24 protein-coding genes are annotated in these 21835 nt (G+C 29.8%); 2 read left to right on the top strand and 22 right to left on the bottom strand.

Annotated elements, in window-relative coordinates; genetic code table 11:
- Positions 1-116 precede the first annotated feature (116 nt).
- The 3 genes from WAO56_RS08610 to hpf all read right to left on the bottom strand — a co-directional run bounded on the left by WAO56_RS08610 (position 117) and on the right by hpf (position 2495).
- Complete coding sequence (locus WAO56_RS08610) at positions 117-1022, bottom strand: NAD(P)-dependent oxidoreductase (protein ID WP_422143934.1); 906 nt, start codon at positions 1020-1022, stop codon at positions 117-119.
- A 226-nt stretch (positions 1023-1248) separates the two neighbouring features.
- A complete protein-coding gene (deoC, locus tag WAO56_RS08615) occupies positions 1249-1893 on the bottom strand; it encodes a deoxyribose-phosphate aldolase (RefSeq protein ID WP_422143933.1) in 645 nt (214 codons plus the stop codon).
- A gap of 71 nt (positions 1894-1964) precedes the next feature.
- Positions 1965-2495 carry a ribosome hibernation-promoting factor, HPF/YfiA family gene (hpf, locus tag WAO56_RS08620; RefSeq protein ID WP_422143932.1) on the bottom strand — a complete coding sequence of 177 codons (531 nt, stop codon included), beginning with the start codon at positions 2493-2495 and terminating at the stop codon, positions 1965-1967.
- 535 nt (positions 2496-3030) lie between these two features.
- Here hpf and WAO56_RS08625 point away from each other — a divergent pair.
- Positions 3031-3963, top strand: a complete 933-nt coding sequence (locus tag WAO56_RS08625; RefSeq protein WP_422143931.1) for an FUSC family protein — start codon at positions 3031-3033, stop codon at positions 3961-3963.
- A 17-nt stretch (positions 3964-3980) separates the two neighbouring features.
- Positions 3981-4919: a YihY/virulence factor BrkB family protein gene (locus tag WAO56_RS08630; RefSeq protein WP_422143930.1), complete on the top strand. Its 939-nt coding sequence runs from the start codon at positions 3981-3983 to the stop codon at positions 4917-4919.
- A 266-nt stretch (positions 4920-5185) separates the two neighbouring features.
- Here WAO56_RS08630 and WAO56_RS08635 read toward each other — a convergent pair whose 3' ends face one another.
- The 19 genes from WAO56_RS08635 to WAO56_RS08725 all read right to left on the bottom strand — a co-directional run bounded on the left by WAO56_RS08635 (position 5186) and on the right by WAO56_RS08725 (position 21802).
- On the bottom strand, positions 5186-6019 hold the full coding sequence (locus tag WAO56_RS08635) for a MetQ/NlpA family ABC transporter substrate-binding protein (protein WP_422143929.1): 834 nt from the start codon (positions 6017-6019) through the stop codon (positions 5186-5188).
- 26 nt (positions 6020-6045) lie between these two features.
- Positions 6046-6873, bottom strand: coding sequence for a DUF169 domain-containing protein (locus WAO56_RS08640; protein WP_422143928.1), 828 nt, complete (start codon positions 6871-6873; stop codon positions 6046-6048).
- A 31-nt stretch (positions 6874-6904) separates the two neighbouring features.
- On the bottom strand, positions 6905-7564 hold the full coding sequence (locus tag WAO56_RS08645; RefSeq protein ID WP_422143927.1) for a methionine ABC transporter permease: 660 nt from the start codon (positions 7562-7564) through the stop codon (positions 6905-6907).
- 17 nt (positions 7565-7581) lie between these two features.
- On the bottom strand, positions 7582-8544 hold the full coding sequence (locus WAO56_RS08650; RefSeq protein WP_422143926.1) for a methionine ABC transporter ATP-binding protein: 963 nt from the start codon (positions 8542-8544) through the stop codon (positions 7582-7584).
- Between the two features lie 147 nt (positions 8545-8691).
- Positions 8692-8955: a DUF3343 domain-containing protein gene (locus tag WAO56_RS08655; protein WP_422143925.1), complete on the bottom strand. Its 264-nt coding sequence runs from the start codon at positions 8953-8955 to the stop codon at positions 8692-8694.
- Between the two features lie 8 nt (positions 8956-8963).
- The gene (locus WAO56_RS08660) at positions 8964-10241 is read right to left on the bottom strand and encodes a double-cubane-cluster-containing anaerobic reductase (protein ID WP_422143924.1); all 1278 of its coding nucleotides are present in this window, start codon (positions 10239-10241) and stop codon (positions 8964-8966) included.
- Positions 10241-11023 carry a hypothetical protein gene (locus WAO56_RS08665; RefSeq protein ID WP_422143923.1) on the bottom strand — a complete coding sequence of 261 codons (783 nt, stop codon included), beginning with the start codon at positions 11021-11023 and terminating at the stop codon, positions 10241-10243. Before WAO56_RS08665 ends, WAO56_RS08660 begins: the two co-directional genes overlap by 1 nt.
- Positions 11020-11772, bottom strand: a complete 753-nt coding sequence (locus tag WAO56_RS08670; RefSeq protein WP_422143922.1) for an acyl-CoA dehydratase activase — start codon at positions 11770-11772, stop codon at positions 11020-11022. The genes WAO56_RS08665 and WAO56_RS08670 overlap by 4 nt, the downstream gene beginning before the upstream one ends.
- Before the next feature lie 157 nt (positions 11773-11929).
- Complete coding sequence (locus WAO56_RS08675) at positions 11930-12463, bottom strand: transcription repressor NadR (RefSeq protein ID WP_422143921.1); 534 nt, start codon at positions 12461-12463, stop codon at positions 11930-11932.
- Entirely contained in the window at positions 12460-13320 is an 861-nt protein-coding gene (nadC, locus tag WAO56_RS08680; RefSeq protein ID WP_422143920.1) for a carboxylating nicotinate-nucleotide diphosphorylase, read from the bottom strand. Before nadC ends, WAO56_RS08675 begins: the two co-directional genes overlap by 4 nt.
- Positions 13280-14563, bottom strand: a complete 1284-nt coding sequence (locus WAO56_RS08685) for an L-aspartate oxidase (RefSeq protein WP_422143919.1) — start codon at positions 14561-14563, stop codon at positions 13280-13282. Before WAO56_RS08685 ends, nadC begins: the two co-directional genes overlap by 41 nt.
- Before the next feature lie 3 nt (positions 14564-14566).
- Positions 14567-15466, bottom strand: coding sequence for a quinolinate synthase NadA (gene nadA, locus WAO56_RS08690; RefSeq protein ID WP_422143918.1), 900 nt, complete (start codon positions 15464-15466; stop codon positions 14567-14569).
- Between the two features lie 120 nt (positions 15467-15586).
- The gene (gene mscL / locus WAO56_RS08695) at positions 15587-16009 is read right to left on the bottom strand and encodes a large conductance mechanosensitive channel protein MscL (protein ID WP_422143917.1); all 423 of its coding nucleotides are present in this window, start codon (positions 16007-16009) and stop codon (positions 15587-15589) included.
- Positions 16010-16040: 31 nt separating this feature from the next.
- The gene (gene hydF / locus WAO56_RS08700) at positions 16041-17243 is read right to left on the bottom strand and encodes a [FeFe] hydrogenase H-cluster maturation GTPase HydF (protein ID WP_422143916.1); all 1203 of its coding nucleotides are present in this window, start codon (positions 17241-17243) and stop codon (positions 16041-16043) included.
- Positions 17221-18645 (bottom strand): [FeFe] hydrogenase H-cluster radical SAM maturase HydG, encoded by a 1425-nt coding sequence (gene hydG / locus WAO56_RS08705; protein ID WP_422143915.1) that lies wholly within the window; start codon positions 18643-18645, stop codon positions 17221-17223. The genes hydF and hydG overlap by 23 nt, the downstream gene beginning before the upstream one ends.
- 22 nt (positions 18646-18667) lie before the next feature.
- The gene (locus WAO56_RS08710) at positions 18668-18913 is read right to left on the bottom strand and encodes a TM1266 family iron-only hydrogenase system putative regulator (RefSeq protein WP_422143914.1); all 246 of its coding nucleotides are present in this window, start codon (positions 18911-18913) and stop codon (positions 18668-18670) included.
- Between the two features lie 214 nt (positions 18914-19127).
- Positions 19128-20639, bottom strand: coding sequence for a catalase (locus WAO56_RS08715; protein WP_422143965.1), 1512 nt, complete (start codon positions 20637-20639; stop codon positions 19128-19130).
- A gap of 141 nt (positions 20640-20780) precedes the next feature.
- Complete coding sequence (locus WAO56_RS08720) at positions 20781-21095, bottom strand: AzlD domain-containing protein (protein WP_422143913.1); 315 nt, start codon at positions 21093-21095, stop codon at positions 20781-20783.
- Positions 21095-21802: an AzlC family ABC transporter permease gene (locus WAO56_RS08725; RefSeq protein WP_422143912.1), complete on the bottom strand. Its 708-nt coding sequence runs from the start codon at positions 21800-21802 to the stop codon at positions 21095-21097. The genes WAO56_RS08720 and WAO56_RS08725 overlap by 1 nt, the downstream gene beginning before the upstream one ends.
- Between the last annotated feature and the right edge of the window lie 33 nt (positions 21803-21835).

The raw sequence follows: 21835 nt of genomic DNA on the forward strand, positions 1-21835 counted from the left end.
AATATTGCTAGATATAGTTTATTTTTATATTGAACGATAAAATATAATTTTTATTTATATTAACATAAAACCCATAAAAAAATAAGCTATGTTTCTTCCATAGCTTATTTCAAATACTATAAATTTTCAGTTACATATTTTACTACATCTTGTCCAATTCTTAAATCAGCCTCTGCTGTTAAAGAACCAATATGAGGAGTTAAGGAAATTTTAGGATTATTTAATATTCTTTCATCTTTAACCGGTTCTTCCTCAAATACATCAAGAGCAGCTGCTTTTACTTTTCCACTATCAATAGCATCAAGTAAAGCTTTGTCATCAACTACTCCACAATTAGAGTAATTTATAAAATAAACTCCATCCTTCATTAAATCAAAGGTTTCCTTATTAATTACATGATAATTCTCTTTCCCACCAGGAATATGGACGGAAATATAATCTGATTCCTTTAATAATTTTTCCATTGTTACTGGCTCAAATCCGTATAATTCAGTTTTTGAATATTTATCATAATAAATAACCCTCATACTAAGGGATTTAGCCTTTTCAGCTATTGCTCTGGAAATTCTTCCAAAACCTATTAAGCCTAAGGTTTTTCTGGAAATTTCTGTACCATAATATTTTTCCCTATCCCATTCACCTTTACGCATATTTATATTTGTCATGTGAATATTTCTTGAAATTGTAATCATTTGACCTATTACCATTTCAGCAACAGCATTTGTAGTTCCTGAAGGAGTACTATAAACCCTTAATCTTTTGGACTTTGCATATTCCATATCTATATTATCTAAAATCGCTCCAGCTCTAACTATAAATTTAAGTTTCTTTGCTGCAACTGCTGCATCTATAACTTTTTTAGTAATTTGTGTATCGTATCCTACTACCATACAGTCTACTTCTTTTACATATTCTAATAATTCGTTTTCATCTACCTTTTTGTTTATTATTTCATGACCTTGTATTTCAATTTGATGAATATACTTTTCTTCTAAATCACTAGTAATTAACACTTTTGCCATTTTGTTTCCTCCTATCTATGTGATTATTTTCCCTCTATTATATTATAACCAAATTCTAAGAAAAAAAACATTTTCATGAAATTTTATACTAATATTTAACAAAATATATATTCTCTGAATTAAGTAATAAAATACATATTATAAAATTCTATTGGAATTATTTTCCCTAATAAAAAATACGCCCATTTGAGCGTATAGAAAATTTATATTTATTTAATATTTAGAATTAATCACTAACAATTTTTACACCATTGGAAGCTCCAATTCTTGTTGCACCTGCTTCAATCATCTTTAAAGCATCTTCCTTAGTTCTTATTCCCCCACTAGCTTTAACTTCAGCCTTATTTCCTACGACTTTTTTCATTAAGGCTACATCCTCTACTGTTGCTCCACCATTTCCAAATCCTGTTGATGTTTTTACAAAATCAGCCCCGGATTTCAAGGCAATTTCACAGGCTTTAATTTTTTCTTCCTCTGTTAAAAGTCCCGTTTCTATTATTACCTTAAGAATTGCAGCATCATCAGTAGCTTCTAATACCTTTTCAATATCCCTTTGAACATAGTCATAATCCTTATTCTTTAAGGCAGAAATATTAATAACCATATCTATTTCTGAAGCACCATCTTCAATTGCCCTCTCTGCCTCTAAGGCCTTTATTTCTGAAATTGAAGCACCTAATGGGAAACCAACTACTACACAGGTTCTAACATCTGAACCTTGAAGTAATTCCGTTACAGTTCTTGCATAATATCCATTAACACAAACAGATTTAAAATCATATTCTTTAGCTTCGTAACATAATTTTTTTATTTGCTCTATTGTTGCATCCGGTTTAAGTAATGTATGATCAATATATTTATTTATTTCCATAATAACCCCTATATAACCCCATAATAATTAAGGAATCAACTAAGTTGATTCCTTAGATTTATATTAATAAATTAAAACGCTGGCTCTAAAAGTCCATAATTTCCGTCTTTTCTTTTATATACAACTTTTACTAAATCTGTATCACCATCTAGGAAAACGTAAAAATTATGTCCTACTAATTCCATTTGTAATATTGCTTCTTCAGCATTCATTGGTTTTACTCCAAAAGATTTTACCTTTACTATTTTAGAAGTATCCTCTTCATGGTCTTCAAGTTCCGGTATATTTTCAAATCTAATAGTCTTACCATTGTTTAGTCTTTTTTGTAGTTTTGTCTTGTACTTTCTAATTTGAGAAACCAATGAATCAATTACTCTGTCTATAGAAGTATACATATCATCTGTTGATTCTTCTGCTCTTATAACTGTTCCTGGCATTAGTATTGTAACTTCAACTTTTCTTAAATTCTTTTCTTGGCTATAAGTTACTTTACATTCAACATCCTCTGTAAAATATTTGTCTAGCCTACTTAGTTTTTTTTCTGATACTTCTTTCAAACTGTCACTTAATTTGTAATTTTTTCCCATATGATTGAATTTCATACATATACCTCCTATAATAAAATAGTTTCTTTATTTTTTATATAAGAACTATTTCTTTCCTATATATTAAATTATACCCAATATTTAAAATAGAAACTACAATACTACAATATACTTAACTCTTTTCTTATTTTATATTATATCCAATAATAATATCTATATAAAGTAATTTAAGATTTAGTCGATATTTTGTCAAATAAATATAGTTTGTAACTTATTCTAGAAAATATAATTCACAATTGTATAATTATATTAAGTTTATTGTTTAAAAAATATTAGAGGATATAAATATACATTATGAAAGTTATTCACAATTGTGGATTAAAAATTGTGGATAATGTGGATAACTTTGTGGAAAACCTATTTTTACTAGTATCCTATTGTTAATTAGTATATTGATAACTTTTTTATTTTCCTATTTCAAATTATTTCATACGAATTTTTATAATTTTATTTTTAATATTACGAATATTTATTGTATCCGTTCTAGTATTTTTCACATATATAATATAATATTATATACGAGGTGAAAATAATGAGTAAATTCAAAAATTTTTTGAAGCATATTTTTGGACTACGGACTTTAAAAACTGCTGTAGCTACAACTTTATCTATTTATATTGCTGAACTTCTAGGAATGAATAACCCTATATTAGCAGGAATTTCTGCAGTAGTTTCTATGACTTCATCAGTTTTTGATTCTTATAAAGTTAGTGTTAATAGAATGATATCTACTATTATGGGAGCGGCCCTTGCAGTTTTATTCCAATATTTTGGAATAAAGAGTATGATAGCTATGTTCTTTGGAATTATTTTTATTATTAATGTATGTAACTTTTTTAATTGGAAAAAATCAATTTCCCTTTCTTGTATAGTTTTTGTTGTTATTATGTTATATAAACCACGTTTAGCAACAGACCCTAACTATATAATGTATTCATTTTTTAGAGTAACAGATACAGCAATAGGCTTGGTAATTGGTTTTTTAATTAATTATTTTATAGCACCACCTAGTAGACCGAATTTCCTTTTAAACACATATAAAAAATCCTTAGAGGAATTTGAAAATTCCTTTCAACTTCTATTGGCAAGCTCGCCAAATATTAAGGTTGAAAATTTAATTGATGATATAAACGAAATTAATACAGAATTAAAATCAATTAAAAACGATAAAAAACTTTTTATGAATAGGGAAATTAAGATTTCGGATATTTCTACTATAAACTATGATTTTTACTCTGCCTTTGGATTAATAACTCAAATAGCCGACACTGAAAATATTCCTAATGTAAGTCAGGAAAATCTTGAATTAATTCAAAAATATTTTGGTAATAGTCTAGTTGTTATACCTACTTGTAAGGACGAGGAATACTATATGGCCTTTAATTATTATTTAACAGAGCTATTGGAAACTTTTTTTAAACTAAGAACCAATATAAGTAATTTCGAAAAAAATTTAGGAAACTAATATAACGAGTTGATATTATGTATGTAAAAAAGAAAAATATAAAATTTGATTTTAAATTATTCCTCAAGGATTTATTTAATCATATAAAAAAAGATAATATTACTATGTTAACTTCACAAACTACCTACAATTTAATAGTTGCCTTAGTTCCCTTTCTTGTTATTGCAATAAATGTAATACTATATTTTGCATCAAGTCAGATGAATGTAATTGAAAGCTATATAAATACCTTTCCTAAGGATATTGCCGATATTGGTATTTCCGTATTAAGATTCATACTTTCACAAAGAAGTACCGGTATTTTATCAGTAGGTATTTTAATTGCCTTATGGACTTCTTCAAGAGGGATGAAGGCTTTAATAAAATCTTTAAACATGGCCTTCGATAAAGAAGGTACTACTACTTTTTTAGCAACCCAAGTAAAGGCTATTATTTTTACGGTAATCCTAGTGTTGATTATTGTAGTGTTACTCCTAGGCTTGGTTTTTGGTGATATTATAATAAATACAATAATAGATTTTTTTAAAATTGAAATAGAAATAGTCTACAAAATTATATTTAATTTTTCCAGAATAATAGTTCCCTTTATCTTAATGGTTATTTCTTTTTCTTTTATGTATATGTTTGGTCCTACTTTTTCCTTTTCGGACCTGCCTCCCTTTATACCATGTTTAATTGGGGGATTTATTGCCACTGTTAGTGTTATTATAGTAACCCTAGCCTATACCTTCTACATTAACAATTTTTCAAAAATGTCCTCTATTTATGGTCCCTTAGTAGGAGTTATGATTTTATTTATTTGGATGTACTACATGGTTATGAGCATTATACTAGCAGGAGAGATTTCAGCAGCTATTATAAGATATAATTATGACATTGACTACGACAAATTAGAAAATAATTCCCTTTCCGTTATAGACTCAATAAAAGAATTTAAGAAAAATATCTTTAAGTAATTAAACTTATAAAAAATCCCTAAGTTCTAAGGTAACTTAGGGATTATATTTTTATTAAAACCATCTATATTTAATTAACCCTACCCGGTATTATAATTTATGGTGTTGGTGAAGGAAAATGAAAATCTCCTACTTATTTTCTCGAGACTCCTTTAATTGCCTATACCTATTACATATTTACCCATTGAAGTGTTTTATCAATAAAAAAAGACGGTTCAAACACCAGTTCAAACCATCTTTTTTAATATTTTTATAAAAATCTATTTCTATTTGTTTTCAAGTATTACATATGCTCCTTCAAAAATATTATCAAATCTATTTTTATACTCTTCTTTTTGTGCAACTTCAACTAAGTCTTTAGCCCATTTTGTTTCTTCATTACCTTTATTCACTACAAAACCTACTGGAAAATCTTTAGATTTTCCATCTTCTTCAATATATCCCTGAGCATCAATACCGGCATTTTTCATTACACTTGTAAAACTTACACTTGCATCTACATCCTTATAAGAACCAGCTGTACTTGTAGTTTCAACTTCTCTAAATTCAATATTTTTTAGGTTTTCAACTATATCCAAAATAGAATAAAACTCCCCATTTTTTTCACCTAATTTAATTAACCCTAACTGTTCTAAAAACGTTAATGATCTATCTATGTTTGTAGGATCATTTGATATAATTATTATACCATTTTCCGGAATCTCTTCTATCGATGAATGCTTTTCGGAATATATACCCAGTTCTGAAGCATAACTAAATCCATCTACCAATGTCAATTCGGAATCATGTTGTGCATTAAATGTTTTTATCCATGGTAAATGATTTAATAATAAGCAGTCTATTTCATTAGCAGCTAAAGCTTCAGCCGGTAAATTATTACCATCAAAAATTCTAATATCTATTTCGTATCCTTTTTCCCCCATAAAATCAGTCAATGCTTCTACAGCATCTTTGTTTAATGGCATACATCCAATACTTATGGTCTTTTTACTTATTCCTGATTCTATTTCTTTAGAATTATCCTTTGAACATCCTATAACTACAATCCCCAATGCCAAAATACTTAATATAGCAACTATCATTTTCCTTGATATCTTCATCTTATCCCTCTACTTTTTTATTAAATTTATTTTCCAGGAGCCTCTCCTATATTTCCTCCTATATAACATTTGTCATCATAATTTTTATTAAAGATTATTTCTATCTCGGTACTAATATTTTCCTGTTTAAGCTTTTTTTCTATTATTCTCTTCCTTGGATTTCTTTCTAATGGATTTACAGTTTTTCTTAAACCTTCTACAATGTCTCCTAACATGTTGTAAGGAATTCCTATTGCCATTTCATCATTTTCCCACTTAGCCAATAGTCTAGTTCCTGAACACATTAACGATATATTCAATTGATTATTTATATATGGTAACGAAGTACTTTCTTGACAAATAGCTTGCATTCCAGAAACACATATATTACTAGCATGTCCTCTTTTATATGCATAACTTTGTATAATTCTCATTGCAGTAAATGGGTTGCAAATAAATATAATAACATCTGGAGTAAAATCCGAAAAAGTATTATACTTTTCTAGAGGCATAACCGAGGCCCCATATATATCATGTTGACAATACTTCATATTACTAGAAACCTTCCTACAGACTTCTAAATCATTGTATGCTCCCTGAGATAATCTCCGTTCTCCCGAAATCATTTCTTCTGTAGGTTTTTCCAATCCGAGTGCTGTTGAGCCTCCACTACATGCCATATGACCTTTATGAAATTTATAAGCTTCTCCTGCAGATGATTTACTAACTAAAGAACAGTACGATATTCTTCGACTTGGCTCCTTAACTTCTAAAGCTTGATAGTCTTCTTTTGATAATAAAAACTTTACTCCCACCGGCCCTCTATCAAGGTCTAATAATGTATTAATCCATTTTCCATAACTTATTTTATTCATACAAATCCCTTCTATTTCATATCTTAAAATATTATAATACTTTCTTATATAACCATTCTCCAAAATATTGAATTATATTAACTAATAATAATAAAATAAAAACTCCCATATATAATATTGTATTATTAAAACTTTGATATCCATATGTTAAAGCTATTGCACCTATTCCACCGCCTCCTACAGCTCCTGCTATAGTTGTCGCAGCTATATAATTAACAGTAGTTAGAGTTAATATTGAAATTATTGATGGTGTACATTCTTTTAGAATCACTCTTCTTATTATCTGTAAGTCCGTAGCCCCCAATGATCTAGCGGCCTCAATTAATTGCCTATCAACTTGAATAAAACTATTCTCTAATAACCTTGAGATAAATGCTGTTGCGGCTATTGATAACGGTAAAATAATAGCCTTAGTTCCTATTGTTGTTCCTAGTATTAAACGTGTTAAAGGTGCTATAGATACTATAAGTATCAATATTGGAAACGACCTTATGCTATTTATTATAAAACTTAAAATTGTATACATCTTTTTCTTGTAATTTAATCCTGTTGGACCATATAATGTTAATAATACCGCTAGAAAAAAACCAAAAACAAATCCTATAAGTACTGTAAAAAACACAATCTGAACAGTCTCCAAAATAGATGGTGCTATTAACTTTTTCCAATAAACTAACATTTCATTATTCATGTATGCATCAATTCCTTTTAATATTGCCTGTACCTTACTTCTCTTTTTACAAGATATTCTTTAATTTTTTCCAACTCATTATTAGATACACTAATTAATGCTGTATCTAATTTGCTATTTTTAAGATTCATGCTTTCATTTCTTAACAACTTAAAGTCAACATTAATATCCTTTGCCATTTCGCTAAATAAAGTTGCATTTGTGCCCTCAATATCATAAAAAATTTCTAAGACATTTTTTTCTTCTGCAAATTCTCTTATATTTTCATTGCCTAAAAGTCGTAATAAGGCAGGTGATTTTTCTATAAAAACATCTTCTACTTTCCCTAATGTTTTTATTACTCCATTTTCAATTATTGCCATCTCATCACATAAGTTTTGCATCACATCCATCTCATGACTTACTACAACAATAGTTATATTCAATTCCTCATTTATATCTTTTAATAGGGAAACTATAGAATCTGTACTACTGGGATCTAAGGCTGAGGTAGATTCATCTGATAATAGTATTTTAGGTTCCATGGCTAAGGCCCTTGCTATAGAAACTCTCTGCTTTTGTCCTCCTGATAATTCACGTGCCTTATTATTACATTTTTCCGGAATTTGTACTAACTCCAAAAGTTTTTTAACACGCTTTTCAATATATTTCTTATCACATTTCCATAAAGTCATTGGTAAAGCAACATTTTCATAAACAGTGGCTCTTGAAATTAATGGAAAATTTTGAAAAATCATTCCAATTTCCTTCCTTAATAATCTGATTTCTTCATCTGATAATAATTCAACTTCAACCCCATCTATTTTAATAGAACCTGAATCATAATTTTCAAGTTTATTTATACATCTTAATAAGGTAGATTTGCCAGCCCCACTTCTGCCTGCTATTCCATAAATTTTACCCCTATCTATTTTTAAGTTAATATTTTCTAAAACCTTGAGTTCTCCATAATGTTTTTTTAACTTTTCTATTTTTATCATTTCTCACCTCCAATTTACAAAACAAATTATATTTAAATATTAGATGATCATTAACAAATAGCTGTTAATGATCGTCTAGTATTTGTGTTTATTTCAAATAAAATATTTCAAAATAAATATCTTATTCGAAAAAATATAATATTATTTTTACAAAAATCTATTCCTATTAGGATTGTCTTTGTTTTCCATATCCCAAAAGCCATCTATGGAAATTTCTTCTTCTAGGGCAATAGACCTTATTTTTTCTTTGTCTAAGGGATTATAGTAAAGAATACTTACTCCACAGCAGTGGTCTGCTTCCCTTGGTGTAGGAACAAGTGTAGACTCTACTCCTTTTTCCTTAATATTTTGAAGTAAGGCCATAGCATCGGCAGCTTTTGGCATAAATACATAATATTTCCTATTACTCATAACTTCCTCTAGTTTAACATTTCAATAAAGGCACCTATTCTTGTCTTTAATTGCTCTGCATCCTCATCTGTATAATCCGTTTCTATGCCAATACAAGGTATTCCTTCTTCAGCCATAGCTTTTTCAACGAAATATCCTTCTGTATCATAAATATTACAGAATTTTAAATTTACATCTATTACTCCATCTGCCTTATATTCTTTTGCTAGACGAATAATATCATCTATTCTAGACTTATTTGGAGTAAAGCAAGCACAGTTAATATGTCCTAAGTATCTTTCTGCTAAATTCTCTACCATTTCATCTATATTTTCGCCAGATTCATCTACTAAGGCTTCACAATATCTTATTCCTGTACACATTTCTTCACAAACTACAGCTCCTCCACTGTTTTCAATTATTTGATGTAGTTTCCAATTTGGAATAGAAAGTGGTGTTCCTGTAAGTAGTATTCTTTTAGTTCCCTTTTCAAATACCGAAACCTTTTCTTCCTTCCTCTTTTCTAATTCATCACATAGTTTATTTACCATTTCTGTAAATCTAGTTGGGTCATCATAAAAAGCTATTTGGTGAATTAGTAAAACATCTCTACCGCTTATTGGAATATTGTCCAGTTTTCTAAAGTTATTAAGTCTTTGTAACGCTTTTCTCTTATTGTTTAACATTACTATTGAATCTTTTAAACTTTCTTCTGTTACTTTATTTCCTGTAATCTCTTCTATTTTTCCTATGTAATTTCTAATTTCTTCTTCCCATTTTTTAAAATCTTGTGGACGTTTCATTTGAGGTATATCCATTATATACATTTCTGTATCTTCTGATAGAATTTCCCAAGCCTTTTTCTTTCCATCACAGGTTGTTTCACCAACGAATAAATCACAAATTCTAAAGAAAGGACAGGTTTTGTCAAAATGAGCCCCTAAGGAAGCCTTTATTAAAGGGCAAGTTGCCGTTGGTAATACTTTTTCTCCTCCCGGTACCCAAAATTGTGAACCACTACATAAACCTGTTGATATTCCACCTGCTGCAAATACTACTTCATCTGGAACATGAATACAAAAAGTACCTACTACTTTTTTTCCTTCCTCCTCTTGGAGTTTTATTAATTCTGCCGGTCTTATTCCATGAATATCCCCTACTACCATATTAAAGTAATCCATACCATTTGGACGGTTTTCCTGTGTTAAGTAAACATCTCCAAAGGCCTGTGGTAAAACCTCACATAAAATATCATGAGTTTTTACATCCATTCCTAAATTTTCCCACATTAAATGATTATCTGTCATTACTTTCCCCCCCTTGTATAATTAAAACATGTTGGAGCATTATATATACATCTACAACATGTAATATCGGCATTTTTATTATTTTGCACTATTTTATAATGATTTTCTTCTAAGTTAGAATTAATATTGTTAATTATTCCTCCTGGACACATAGCTATAATTTCTTTTCTTTTGTCAGCCTTTTTAAAAGAAAACTTTTCAACTACCCTTTCTATAAATTCTTTTCGTTTTTTTAAATCTATAATATATTTTGTATAAAAGGACAGGAGAAAAAATTCTTTACTTGGAAAATCACTTTCTTCAACTTCTTCTAAAATACTTTTAATTTCCTTTAAATATTTCTCAGCCTCATTAAACCTTTTTTTTGAAAATTCAAAACCGTATTCTTTTTTTATAAGAGAATCCAAATCTTTTTTCGAATTATACTTGTAGACGGTTTTTTCTGTTCTCCTTAAAAATTCTTCCTCTATTTTAGGACAGGAGCCGTCTAGAATATACATCTTCGATGAAAAGAGTAAGGGGCATTTTTCAGTTTCCAAGTACACCATTGTCGACCTTATAGGGTCACAGCCTTCAGTATATCCATAGTCAAAAATATATGAGTCTAAGCCAATAATAGGTATTGGGATTAAACCATAGCCATATAGTAATCCTTCATCTATATTTTCTCCAAATACTCCAACAATATTGTCTTTTTCCATTTTCTTCATAATACAGTCAACAAAGGCTGTTTTCCTTAATTCCAATAATTCATTTTCTAACTTCTTTAATTTTTCCTTCATGCTAAAAGACCTGCTCCAATAGCACCGGCAAACCTAGCATCTTCATCTGTATAAACCTGAGTTCCCAATCTTTTTGTTAGTTCATCTATCATATACTTGCTGTCACTAAATCCACCTGTTAAAAAATATTGTTCCCTTGATGGTTTTCTATTAGCTAGTGATACAACTTTTGCACATATTGAGTTAACAACACCTGCTGCTATATCCTGTCTAGATGTACCTTTTCCCATTAGGGATATTACTTCTGATTCAGCAAAAACCGTACAGGTTGAAGATATTTTTATTTCTGTCCCTTCCTCTGCATAATCGAACATTTCTTCTAAGGTTAATCCCAATCTATTTGCCATTATTTCTAAGAATTTCCCTGTTCCTGCTGAGCATTTGTCATTCATAATAAAATCCATAACCTGCCCATTTTTTATTTGAATGATTTTTGTATCTTGACCACCTATATCAATTACGGTCATATCTCCCTCTCTTAAGAAATTTGCACCTTTCCCATGACAGGTAATTTCTGTAATGGTCTTATCTGCATAGGGAACACTTACCCTACCATAACCTGTAGCAACTATACTTATATCATTTCTATTAAAACCTAATTCCCCTATCCAGTTTTTTATAATTTCACTAGTTTCCTTACTATTCCAACCACTTGGCATTACTTTTTTATGAATAATAGACTCTTTGCCTTCATCTAATATAACTACCTTACTAGCTGTTGAACCAATATCTATTCCAACATAGTTCATATTTTTACCTCCAATTATTAAAGAAAATAAGATAAAATATATATTAGCATTTTAAATATATTTAAATTTATTTCTATAAATAACGTACATGTTTGTTCTATTTTTGTCAAGGACTATCTATAAAAAAATACATTTCTAATTTTTTTAGAAATGTATTTTAATTATTTGTATTATATTTTGAGGATTTTTCTAAAAATCCTAACTTATCCAGCTCTTTTTCAACTTCATCTAAGATTTCTTTTTCATCAGCTACTATTGTATGGTAATGATAATTTTCCGTTAAATTTTTTAATGGCTGACTAATGCCAGATTTTATTTCTGAAAGAAATTTCTTAACATCTCTTCTGGATTTTATATTCATATCCACTTTTATAGCACCATAGACCTTATGATTTACGAAAACATCCCTTATTTCGCCACCTAGATCAACTATTGCATTTAATTCTCTTTCTATATCCTCATCTTTATGGGATACCTTAATAATTTTTTTATACTTATCTTTATTTTCCAGTCTGTATCCTCTGTTGGTAGAAAATATAGTATGACCTTCTGCCTTTAATATGGCAATATCTTGAACAATAACCTGCCTAGACACTCCAAGTTTATTTGCCAGTTTCGTTCCTGATACTAAATCACTGCTATTTTTTAATATATTTATTATTTCTTTTCTTCTGTCTGTAGTTTCACTCATTTTAATACCCTTAAATCTTTCATTGATAAATCCAATGCCTTTGAAGAATGAGTCGGTGCTCCTGTAGAAATATAATCAATTTCTAAGTTACTATAGTCCTTTATATTTTCTAAGGTAATATTTCCCGAACATTCTATTTCCGCTTGATTATTAATTAATTTCACTGCCCTTTCTATATTGTCAATTGACATATTATCTAACATTATTATATCAGCTTTAGCTTCTAATGCTTCTTTTACCATTTCTAAATTCTCTACTTCTAGCTCTATTTTATTAATAAACGACGAATATTTTTTGGCTTTTTCCACAGCATTCTTTATTGAGCCTGCTGCTGCAATATGATTATCCTTCAATAAAATTCCATCGGATAAATTATTTCTATGGTTATAGCCGCCACCAACTTTAGTTGCGTATTTTTCTAAAATTCTCATATTTGGTGTAGTTTTTCTAGTGTCTACTATTTTTATACTCTTATTATTTAAAGATTCTACCATTTTTCTAGTATAGCTGGCAATACCGCTAAGTCTTTGTAAATAATTTAAGGCAACTCTCTCACCAGTTAATAAGGTTCTTACTTTTCCTTCTATTAAGGCAATTTCCTTCCCTTTAGTAATTTTATCTCCATCCTTGTAATAATATGTAATATTAGTATTAAAATCTAAAAGCTTAAATATTCTTTCAAAAATATTAAGTCCTGCAATTATTCCATCTTCTTTTGCATATAGGCTTACCTGACCTATAGATTCCTCTGAAATAATTGCATTTGTAGAAATATCTTCAATTGGTATGTCCTCCCTTAAGGCTTCTAGTAATATTTTATCTATTGTTAAGTAATTTAATTTTGGTAAATTCATCATTTTTTATTCCTTCCTTTATTATATCTTTTTTCTTTTCCAAATTAGAAACTCCTATTTGAAAGTCATTAATATTAACTTCTTCCTTGGTAATGTTTTTTATAAAATCTGCAGTTTTTTTAGAAAAAACAACAGATTCTAATAAAGAATTACTGGCTAATCTATTTTTTCCATGAACTCCGGTACAGGAGGCTTCTCCAATTGCAAATAATCCTGGCATAGATGTTTCCCCATTTAAATTTACCTCAATTCCTCCCATAGTATAATGTTGGGCCGGAACTATTGGTATATCATCAATATATGGATTAAGTCCAATTTTTCTCAAATATTCGTATATTTTCGGAAACCTTGTCCTTATATCCTTTTCTATTAAATTCATTCTAAGCCATTGAAATTCCACTTTGTCCTTTTCCATTTCCCTAATAATAGCTTTTGAAACAATATCCCTAGGTTTTAGTTCATCAATAAATCTGTCCTTGTTTTTATTAAGTAAAATTGCCCCTTCACCTCGAACAGATTCAGAAATTAAAAATCTTCTTTTTCTTGTATTTTCATATAAGGCTGTTGGATGTATTTGAATATAGGACAAGTCCTTAAGCTTTATATTATGTTTTAAGGCTAGTGCTACTCCATCTCCTTGAATATGTTTGTAATTAGTAGTATTGTTATAAATTCCACCTATTCCTCCACTTGCTATAACTGTGGATTTTCCATTAATAAATAAACCCTTATTATTTGCTACTCCATATACACCATAACAAACGCCATTTTTAACTAAAAGATCTTCCATAGTACAGTCTTCAAGAATCCTTATGTTTTTCCTTTCTTTAACTTGGGCTATTAAAGCATTCATTATAGCTTTTCCGGTAAAATCTCCACAATATAAAATACGATTTTTACTATGCCCCCCTTCTCTTGTATAAGAATAGTCCCCTTCTTCACTTTCAAACTTCACTCCAAGTTCCTCTAAGCTTTTAATGGCTTTTGGGGATTCTTCTACTAGGGTTTCAACTGCCTTAAAATTATTTTTGTAATGACCGGCTTTTAAAGTATCTGAAATAAAGGAATCTTTGTCCCCAAAACCATTCTTTACAGCAATTCCACCTTGTGCTAAATAGGAATTACTATCTTCAAGTTTTTGTTTTGTTAATAATATTACTTTCATAGAAGAAGGCAAGGTCAAGGCACAAATTAAACCTGCTACACCAGAGCCAACTATGACAGTATTAGCTTTTATATTTTCCAAATCCTACTCCCCTAATTTCAACATTCTCTTTAAAGGTTTTTTTGCTTTTTCTATAACTTCCTCACTAACAAAAACTTCATTTCCACCTTTTTCCATAGTCTTTAACAAATCTTTTAATTCTAACAACTTCATGTCTTCACAAATCATACTATCTAAAAAATAAAATCTCTTATTAGGATAATTTTTTAACAGTTCATATTTAATTCCAATTTCTGTTACAATAATAAATTCATTTAAATTACAAGTTCCGACCTTTTTAATAATTCCACTTGTGCTTCCAATATAATCTGCTATATCTAAAACTTCTTTTTTACATTCAGGGTGGGCTAATACTTTCGCATCTTTATATTTCATTTTTAAATTATTAACTGCCCTAGCTGAAACTCTATTATGTATTGGACAAAATCCATTGTTAGCTATTATGTTTTTTTCAGGGACAAGTTTTTCAATATACTTGGCTAAATTTCCATCAGGAATAAAAAATATATTCTTTTCAGGTAACTTCCTAACTATTTTTACCGCATTTGCCGATGTAACACAAATATCACTATGGGATTTTATTTCTGCTGTTGAATTAATGTAACAGACAACTGCTAGGTCATTATATTTATTTCTCATTTCCTCTATTGTATTTATATTTACCATATGGGCCATGGGACAATCGGCCTTTGGGTTTACTAAATATATATTTTTTTCCGGATTTAAGATTTTAACACTTTCCCCCATAAAATAAACTCCAGCAACAATAATATTCTTTTCTTCTAATTTAGTTGCTACTTGGGCTAAATAAAAGGAATCTCCTACATAGTCCGCTATTTTCTGAATACTTTCATCAACATAATAGTGGGCTAAAATAACAGTATTCTTTTCTTTTTTTAAAATATCTATTTTTTCTTTATTCATTCTTAGGTCCTTTCTCTATAATGGTAAGAGTATAACACGATAGCCTTCCATTGACAAGACAGTAGACAATACATATATAGGCGTAAAAAAAGCTTTGATAATATTATCAAAGCTAAAATCTTATTTATTTTCTACAGGATTCATATAACCTTCAAATTCTGCAGTACAGTTAGGACATCTTGTAGCCTGTATTGGTATTTCAGAAAAACAATAAGGGCATTCTTTTGTAGTTGGTTCTACTTTTTCTTCCTTCTTTCCCATTTCTAAAACCTTATTCATAGCCTTTACTACAAGAAACATACAAAAGGCAATAATTATGAAACTAATTATTTGTTGAAGGACTGCACCGTAGGTAATATTTACTCCACCAACTTTTATTGCTAAATCTTCAAACTTTACAGCACCTGTTACTGCAGCAACAAAACGCATTAGGATTTCAACTATTTCATCTACTATTTTTCCAAAGGCACCACCCATTACAACACCAATTGCCATATCAATTACATTTCCACGCATGGCAAATTCTTTAAATTCTTTTATCATATACCTTCCTCCTAAATATAAATTATAAGCACTATGCTAAAACTACTTTATTTAGTATACCCTTTATTTTAGCAATTGTAACTCCATAATTAGTTAAGGGAATATTTTGTTTTTTAGCCTGATTAAGCCTACTTTGTACATGTTTTTCATTAAACATACAGGCTCCACAATGTATAACTAAATCGTATTTTCTAAGGTCTTTTGGAAAATCGTCCCCTCTTACAAAATCAAACTCAATATTTTTCCCATATTTTTTTCTAATCATGTTAGGAATTCTAACAGTGCCAATGTCCTCTGTAATTGGAGGGTGGGTACATGCTTCGGCTATTAATATTTTACTATTATCTGTAAGCTTGTCTATTGTATTTGCAGACTTAACAAAATAATCTATATCGCCTTTAAGGGCAGCAAATAGTACAGAAAAAGAAGTTAGTAGGGACTTTTCCGGCTTTAGTTTATAAACCTCTTCAAAAACCTTAGAATCGGTAATAATTAAATCCGGAGCCTTGTTTAAATATTTTAAGGACTCTTCCATTTCTTCTAAATCTACAACTATTGTTATAGCATTTTTGTCTATTAACTCCCTAATAGTTTGGACTTGTGGTAGTATTAATCTTCCCTTAGGTGCCTCTTTGTCCTGAGGCATTACAAGCATAACTAAAGAATTTTTATTTACCAAGGAACCTGTAATGGTCTTTTCCTTTTTTACAGCTAATTTATTTTCTAATTCTTCTATGATTATATTTTTGTTTTTATTTTTACCAAATATTAAAATATTTTTTTCTAATATATTTTCCATTTCCTTTATTTTATCTTTTGAATATGAAAATATATCATCTTTGTTTAGAATAGGTATAAAATCTATTTTATATTCTTTTAATAAGTTAACCCATTTTATATCAAAATCAGTTAACTCATCTTCTATAATTAAAAGGGCTATATCTAATTTATTTAAGACCCTTTTAGTTTTTTCTACTCTTAACTGGCCAATTTCTCCAATATCATCATAACCTGCAGTATCAACAAAAACTACAGGACCTACACCATGTAATTCCATATTCTTTTGAACATTGTCCGTTGTAGTACCTGCAAAATCACTTACTATTGATGTTTCCTGTCCTGTTAGTAGGTTAATAATTGTAGACTTACCAACATTTCTTCTTCCTATTAAGCCAATATATTTTCTATTGGATCTTGCTGTAGTTTCCATACTAGAACCTAAAATCTCTTTCACCTTGTTCTATACTTCTTAAATATTCACTAGCTATTTTCCTAGTTTTTTCATTTTTAATATTAGGAATTTCTTTCTCAATTATCTTAAGTCCTGCTTTTTTTGTATCTTCCGAAGCATAGTCCTCTAAATATTCCTTTAATGTAATAAGAGCATTAGGCTGACAAATATTAGCTATTTCCCCAGATTTTACTAATTTCATAAACCTATCTCCAGTTCTTCCGGCCCTATAACAAGCAGTACAGAAAGAAGGAATGTGCCCCATTTCAAGTAACCAGTTAACAACTTCATCTAAGGTTCTTGTATCGCTTGTTTCAAATTGTGCAGAATTCTCCTCTATTTTTTCCTCTTCAGCATAACCTCCTACTGAAGTTCTTGAACCTCCACTTATTTGAGATACTCCTAATTCTAAAACCTTTGAACGAGTTTCTTCATTTTCCCTTGTAGAAATAATTATTCCTGTATAGGGAACAGCAATTCTAACTAAGGCTACAATTTTCATAAATATTTCATCGCTAATGGAATTTGTAAATTCATCGGGATTTACATCATCAGCCGGCCTAATTCTTGGTACTGAAATAGTATGAGGACCAACGCCGAATTTAGCCTCTAAATGTTCTCCATGCATTAAAAGGCCAATAAAATCATATTCATAATTATTTAAACCAAATAAAACACCACAACCAACATCATCTATGCCGGCTTCCATAGCTCTATCCATGGCTTCTGTATGGTAGGCATAATTATGTTTTGGACCTGTTGGATGAAGCTCTTCATAATTGTCCTTATGGTAGGTTTCTTGGAATAGTATGTAGGTTCCAATACCTGCATACTTTAATTTTTTATAGTTTTCAACAGTTGTTGCTGCAATATTTACATTAACCCTTCTAGTATCTCCATTTTTATGATGAACACTGTAAATAGTCTTAATTGACTCTATAACATATTCTATAGGACAGTTTACCGGATCTTCTCCTGTTTCTAATGCAAGTCTTTTGTGGCCCATGTCCTGTAGAGCAATAACCTCTTCCTTTATTTCCTCTTGGGTTAATTTCTTTCTTCTTATAGTTTTGTTTTTATAATGGTATGGACAATAGGTACATCCATTAACACAGTAATTTGAAAGGTATAAAGGAGCAAAAAGAACTATTCTATTACCGTAGAATCTTTGTTTTATTTCCTTGGCAAGTTTAAAAATTTCTTCATTTAAATCCTCTAATTCACAAGATAATAGAACAAAGGCTTCCTTATGGCTAAGACCTTTTGCTTCTTTTGCTTTTTCAAGTATTTCTTCAATTAACTGTCTATTTTTACTATTTCCCCTACCATATTCAATAGTTTTTAAAATTTCTTCATTGTTAATAAATTCTTCTGCTTTTGAAGAACTTGGTATGTAATTACTCATAATTTCCCCTTGTTTTTCTTATTTAAATTTTTGAATATACAGCCTTACAGCTAACATCCTTTATCATTCCTAATTTTCCAGTTAAGGCACTTATTTCACTTTGTGGTGCATCTACAATAACCGATATTACATTAATACTTTCCCTAATGTTTGGAATCCCCATTCTTCCAATAATATATTCTGAGTATTTATGTAATGTTTCATTTACTTCTGCACTGGCTTCTTTGTTTTCAATAATTATGCCAATTATTGCAACTCTATTATCCATATCTACCTCCTAATATAGTTTAAAAATAAAAATGGACACAGAATACCTGTGTCCAAAAATTTAACATTCACAGGTTTAGCTTCAGAACATATCTTTGACCTTACCTCTCTTGATATTATAACTCTAATATACAATTATTTCTACAATAAAAAATATTTTTTATAGGTTTACTATTATCTAAACTAAAAAGGAGACATCTCTGTCTCCTTATAATTTAATATGAAGTATCTGTTCTTTTTCTCTTCTTATATTCCTCTACATCAAATTTAGAAAAATCTACATCTATTCCCAATTCCTCTGCTAACATACGTCCATATTTTTCATCGGCATAAAAACAATGTTCAATATGGCGTAATTTTATTTTTTCCTCTGCATCTCCCATAGCTCTTCTTGTATTTTCAACAAGAACCTTTTGCTGTTCCGGAGACATTAATCTAAATAGCTTACCTGGTTGAGTGAAATAATCGTCATCGTCATCTCTAAAATTCCATCTTCCAATATCTCCATTGGCTTTTTGCATAGGCTCTTCATGTTCAGTATATTCTACGTAGTTACCATAACTATTTGGTGCATAATGAACTTCTGAACCACCATTTCCATCGACTCTCATTTGTCCATCTTTATGATAAGGATGGTTGTTTTCTGCATGTTTTGGTGAGTTTACAGGTATTTGATGATGATTAACACCTAGACGATATCGGTGAGCATCTCCATAAACAAACAATCTACCTTGAAGCATTTTATCTGGTGAAAATGAAATTCCTGGAACTACATTTGCCGGAGTAAATGCTGCTTGCTCCACATCGGCAAAATAATTTTCCGGATTTCTATTTAATTCAAATTCTCCAACTTCTATTAATGGATATTCTCCATGGTACCAAACCTTTGTTAAGTCAAATGGATTATAGGGCATATTGTCAGCTTGTTCCTGAGTCATAACCTGAATATACATTTTCCATTTAGGGAAATTCCCCTTTTCTATTGCTTCGTATAAATCTCTACCATGACTTTCCCTATCCATACCAATTATTTCTGCCGCTTCTTCATCTGTTATATTTTCAATTCCCTGTTGGGTTTTCATGTGAATTTTTACATATACTCTTTCATTTTTCTCATTTATCATTGAATAGGCATGAGAACTAAAACCATGCATATGTCTATAGGATTTTGGTATTCCCCTATCACTCATTGTAATAGTAACTTGATGTAGAGCTTCCGGTAATGAAGTCCAAAAGTCCCAGTTATTATTAGCTGACCTTAAATTTGTTCTAGGATCTCTCTTTACAGCCCTGTTTAATCCAATAAAATGATGTGGATCTCTCATAAAGAATACAGGAGTATTATTTCCTACTAAATCCCAGTTTCCGTCTTCTGTATAGAATTTTATTGCATATCCTCTAATATCCCTTTCTGCATCAGCAGCTCCTCTTTCTCCTGCTACTGTAGAAAATCTAATAAATATTTCTGTTTCCTTTCCTACTTCTGAAAATATCTTTGCCTTAGTATATTTTGTAATATCATTTGTAACTTTAAATGTTCCAAAAGCTCCTGAACCTTTAGCGTGCATTCTTCTTTCTGGTATAACTTCCCTATCGAAATGTGCCATCTTCTCCATGTACCAAACATCTTCCATAGCCATTGGTCCTCTTGGTCCAACAGTCATAGCTGTTTGGTTATTTGCTACTGGTATGCCAGCTCCATTAGTAACCTTAGGATTTTTTCCTATTACGTCATTTTTACTTGTAATTTTCTTATCTTTATTCATTTTTCCTCCTATTTTGTTGGTTACAGGTTAATTACAAATATGTAATTATTACAATTTATTTAATATATACCCATTAATATAGAAAAAACAAACACTTTTTAATTAAATTCCAAGTAATATTATTAAAATATACATTGTTCCAACGCCAGCAATTATTGTTTGAGCTAAACTTTCCCTAAAATAGGAAACTAGAAAACAAACTATAATAGAAATAATTGCAGGGACCATAATCACCTTATCCATGGTTAATAATCCCCTTGTAATTAATATAGCAAGACTTGTATATGGAATAATATCTAAGAAATCCTTAATTTCTTTTTTTATTTTTTTATCCTTTAAAAATGTCATCGTAATTATTTTAGGACCGCTAGTTAAAATAGCACAGAGAACTATTAGTAAAAAATATTCACTTTTCATTATATTGTCCCCCTTCTAATTAAAATATAACCTATTAAGGTAGATAAAAGAATTCCAACAACTATATCCCATCCTGTTGGAAGTATATTTAAATAAAATATTGCTATATATATAAGTGCAGCTATTAAAGAAACTACTATCCCCTTTAAATTCTTCTTAAGGGAAGGAATTAATAGGGCAATAAACATTGCAGTAAGTCCTATTTCTAAACTCATTTTCAACTTTTCAGGAAGTATGTCCCCTACTAAATAACCTATAACAGTAAAGCCTACCCAAAATAAATATGGTATTAATTCTACAAAAATTGCATAGGCTGTACTAATTGTTTCCCTTGTAAAAGAAAGGACGGAAAAGGATTCATCTGTTAGTAAGAAACCCACTAGGGGAATTGACTTCTTATTTACTTTTTCCATTTTTACTCCAAGGGATGTTGCCATTACAAGTAATCTTAAATTAAGCAGAAAAACCGATATTGCAATTCCCAAGGTTGGTACACCGGCGACAATTAACTCAATAGCCATAAACTGGGATGCTCCAGCAAAGACCATTGCTGAAAACAAAAAGGTATCAAGTAAGGTCAAACCGGAATTTCTAGCTAATAAACCAAAGGCTATTGCTATGGATATGTATCCTATTCCTACTGGTAAGGATATTGCAATTCCTTTTTTTATATCTTCTATTGTATTTTTTTCTCCTACTCTATTCATAAAATTTACACTTTCCTATTATTTATTATTCTA

This window comes from Miniphocaeibacter sp. (assembly GCF_049276255.1).
GTDB lineage: Bacteria > Bacillota > Clostridia > Tissierellales > Peptoniphilaceae > Miniphocaeibacter.

What these genes read in the sequence shown, in the direction of transcription:
- WAO56_RS08610 (WP_422143934.1), bottom strand. Translation starts at nt 1,022, where the DNA reads ATGGCAAAAGTGTTAATTACTAGTGATTTAGAAGAAAAGTATATTCAT.
- deoC (WP_422143933.1), bottom strand. Translation starts at nt 1,893, where the DNA reads ATGGAAATAAATAAATATATTGATCATACATTACTTAAACCGGATGCA.
- hpf (WP_422143932.1), bottom strand. Translation starts at nt 2,495, where the DNA reads ATGAAATTCAATCATATGGGAAAAAATTACAAATTAAGTGACAGTTTG.
- WAO56_RS08625 (WP_422143931.1), top strand. Translation starts at nt 3,031, where the DNA reads ATGAGTAAATTCAAAAATTTTTTGAAGCATATTTTTGGACTACGGACT.
- WAO56_RS08630 (WP_422143930.1), top strand. Translation starts at nt 3,981, where the DNA reads ATGTATGTAAAAAAGAAAAATATAAAATTTGATTTTAAATTATTCCTC.
- WAO56_RS08635 (WP_422143929.1), bottom strand. Translation starts at nt 6,019, where the DNA reads ATGAAGATATCAAGGAAAATGATAGTTGCTATATTAAGTATTTTGGCA.
- WAO56_RS08640 (WP_422143928.1), bottom strand. Translation starts at nt 6,873, where the DNA reads ATGAATAAAATAAGTTATGGAAAATGGATTAATACATTATTAGACCTT.
- WAO56_RS08645 (WP_422143927.1), bottom strand. Translation starts at nt 7,564, where the DNA reads ATGAATAATGAAATGTTAGTTTATTGGAAAAAGTTAATAGCACCATCT.
- WAO56_RS08650 (WP_422143926.1), bottom strand. Translation starts at nt 8,544, where the DNA reads ATGATAAAAATAGAAAAGTTAAAAAAACATTATGGAGAACTCAAGGTT.
- WAO56_RS08655 (WP_422143925.1), bottom strand. Translation starts at nt 8,955, where the DNA reads ATGAGTAATAGGAAATATTATGTATTTATGCCAAAAGCTGCCGATGCT.
- WAO56_RS08660 (WP_422143924.1), bottom strand. Translation starts at nt 10,241, where the DNA reads ATGACAGATAATCATTTAATGTGGGAAAATTTAGGAATGGATGTAAAA.
- WAO56_RS08665 (WP_422143923.1), bottom strand. Translation starts at nt 11,023, where the DNA reads ATGAAGGAAAAATTAAAGAAGTTAGAAAATGAATTATTGGAATTAAGG.
- WAO56_RS08670 (WP_422143922.1), bottom strand. Translation starts at nt 11,772, where the DNA reads ATGAACTATGTTGGAATAGATATTGGTTCAACAGCTAGTAAGGTAGTT.
- WAO56_RS08675 (WP_422143921.1), bottom strand. Translation starts at nt 12,463, where the DNA reads ATGAGTGAAACTACAGACAGAAGAAAAGAAATAATAAATATATTAAAA.
- nadC (WP_422143920.1), bottom strand. Translation starts at nt 13,320, where the DNA reads ATGATGAATTTACCAAAATTAAATTACTTAACAATAGATAAAATATTA.
- nadA (WP_422143918.1), bottom strand. Translation starts at nt 15,466, where the DNA reads ATGAATAAAGAAAAAATAGATATTTTAAAAAAAGAAAAGAATACTGTT.
- mscL (WP_422143917.1), bottom strand. Translation starts at nt 16,009, where the DNA reads ATGATAAAAGAATTTAAAGAATTTGCCATGCGTGGAAATGTAATTGAT.
- hydG (WP_422143915.1), bottom strand. Translation starts at nt 18,645, where the DNA reads ATGAGTAATTACATACCAAGTTCTTCAAAAGCAGAAGAATTTATTAAC.
- WAO56_RS08710 (WP_422143914.1), bottom strand. Translation starts at nt 18,913, where the DNA reads ATGGATAATAGAGTTGCAATAATTGGCATAATTATTGAAAACAAAGAA.
- WAO56_RS08720 (WP_422143913.1), bottom strand. Translation starts at nt 21,095, where the DNA reads ATGAAAAGTGAATATTTTTTACTAATAGTTCTCTGTGCTATTTTAACT.
- WAO56_RS08725 (WP_422143912.1), bottom strand. Translation starts at nt 21,802, where the DNA reads ATGAATAGAGTAGGAGAAAAAAATACAATAGAAGATATAAAAAAAGGA.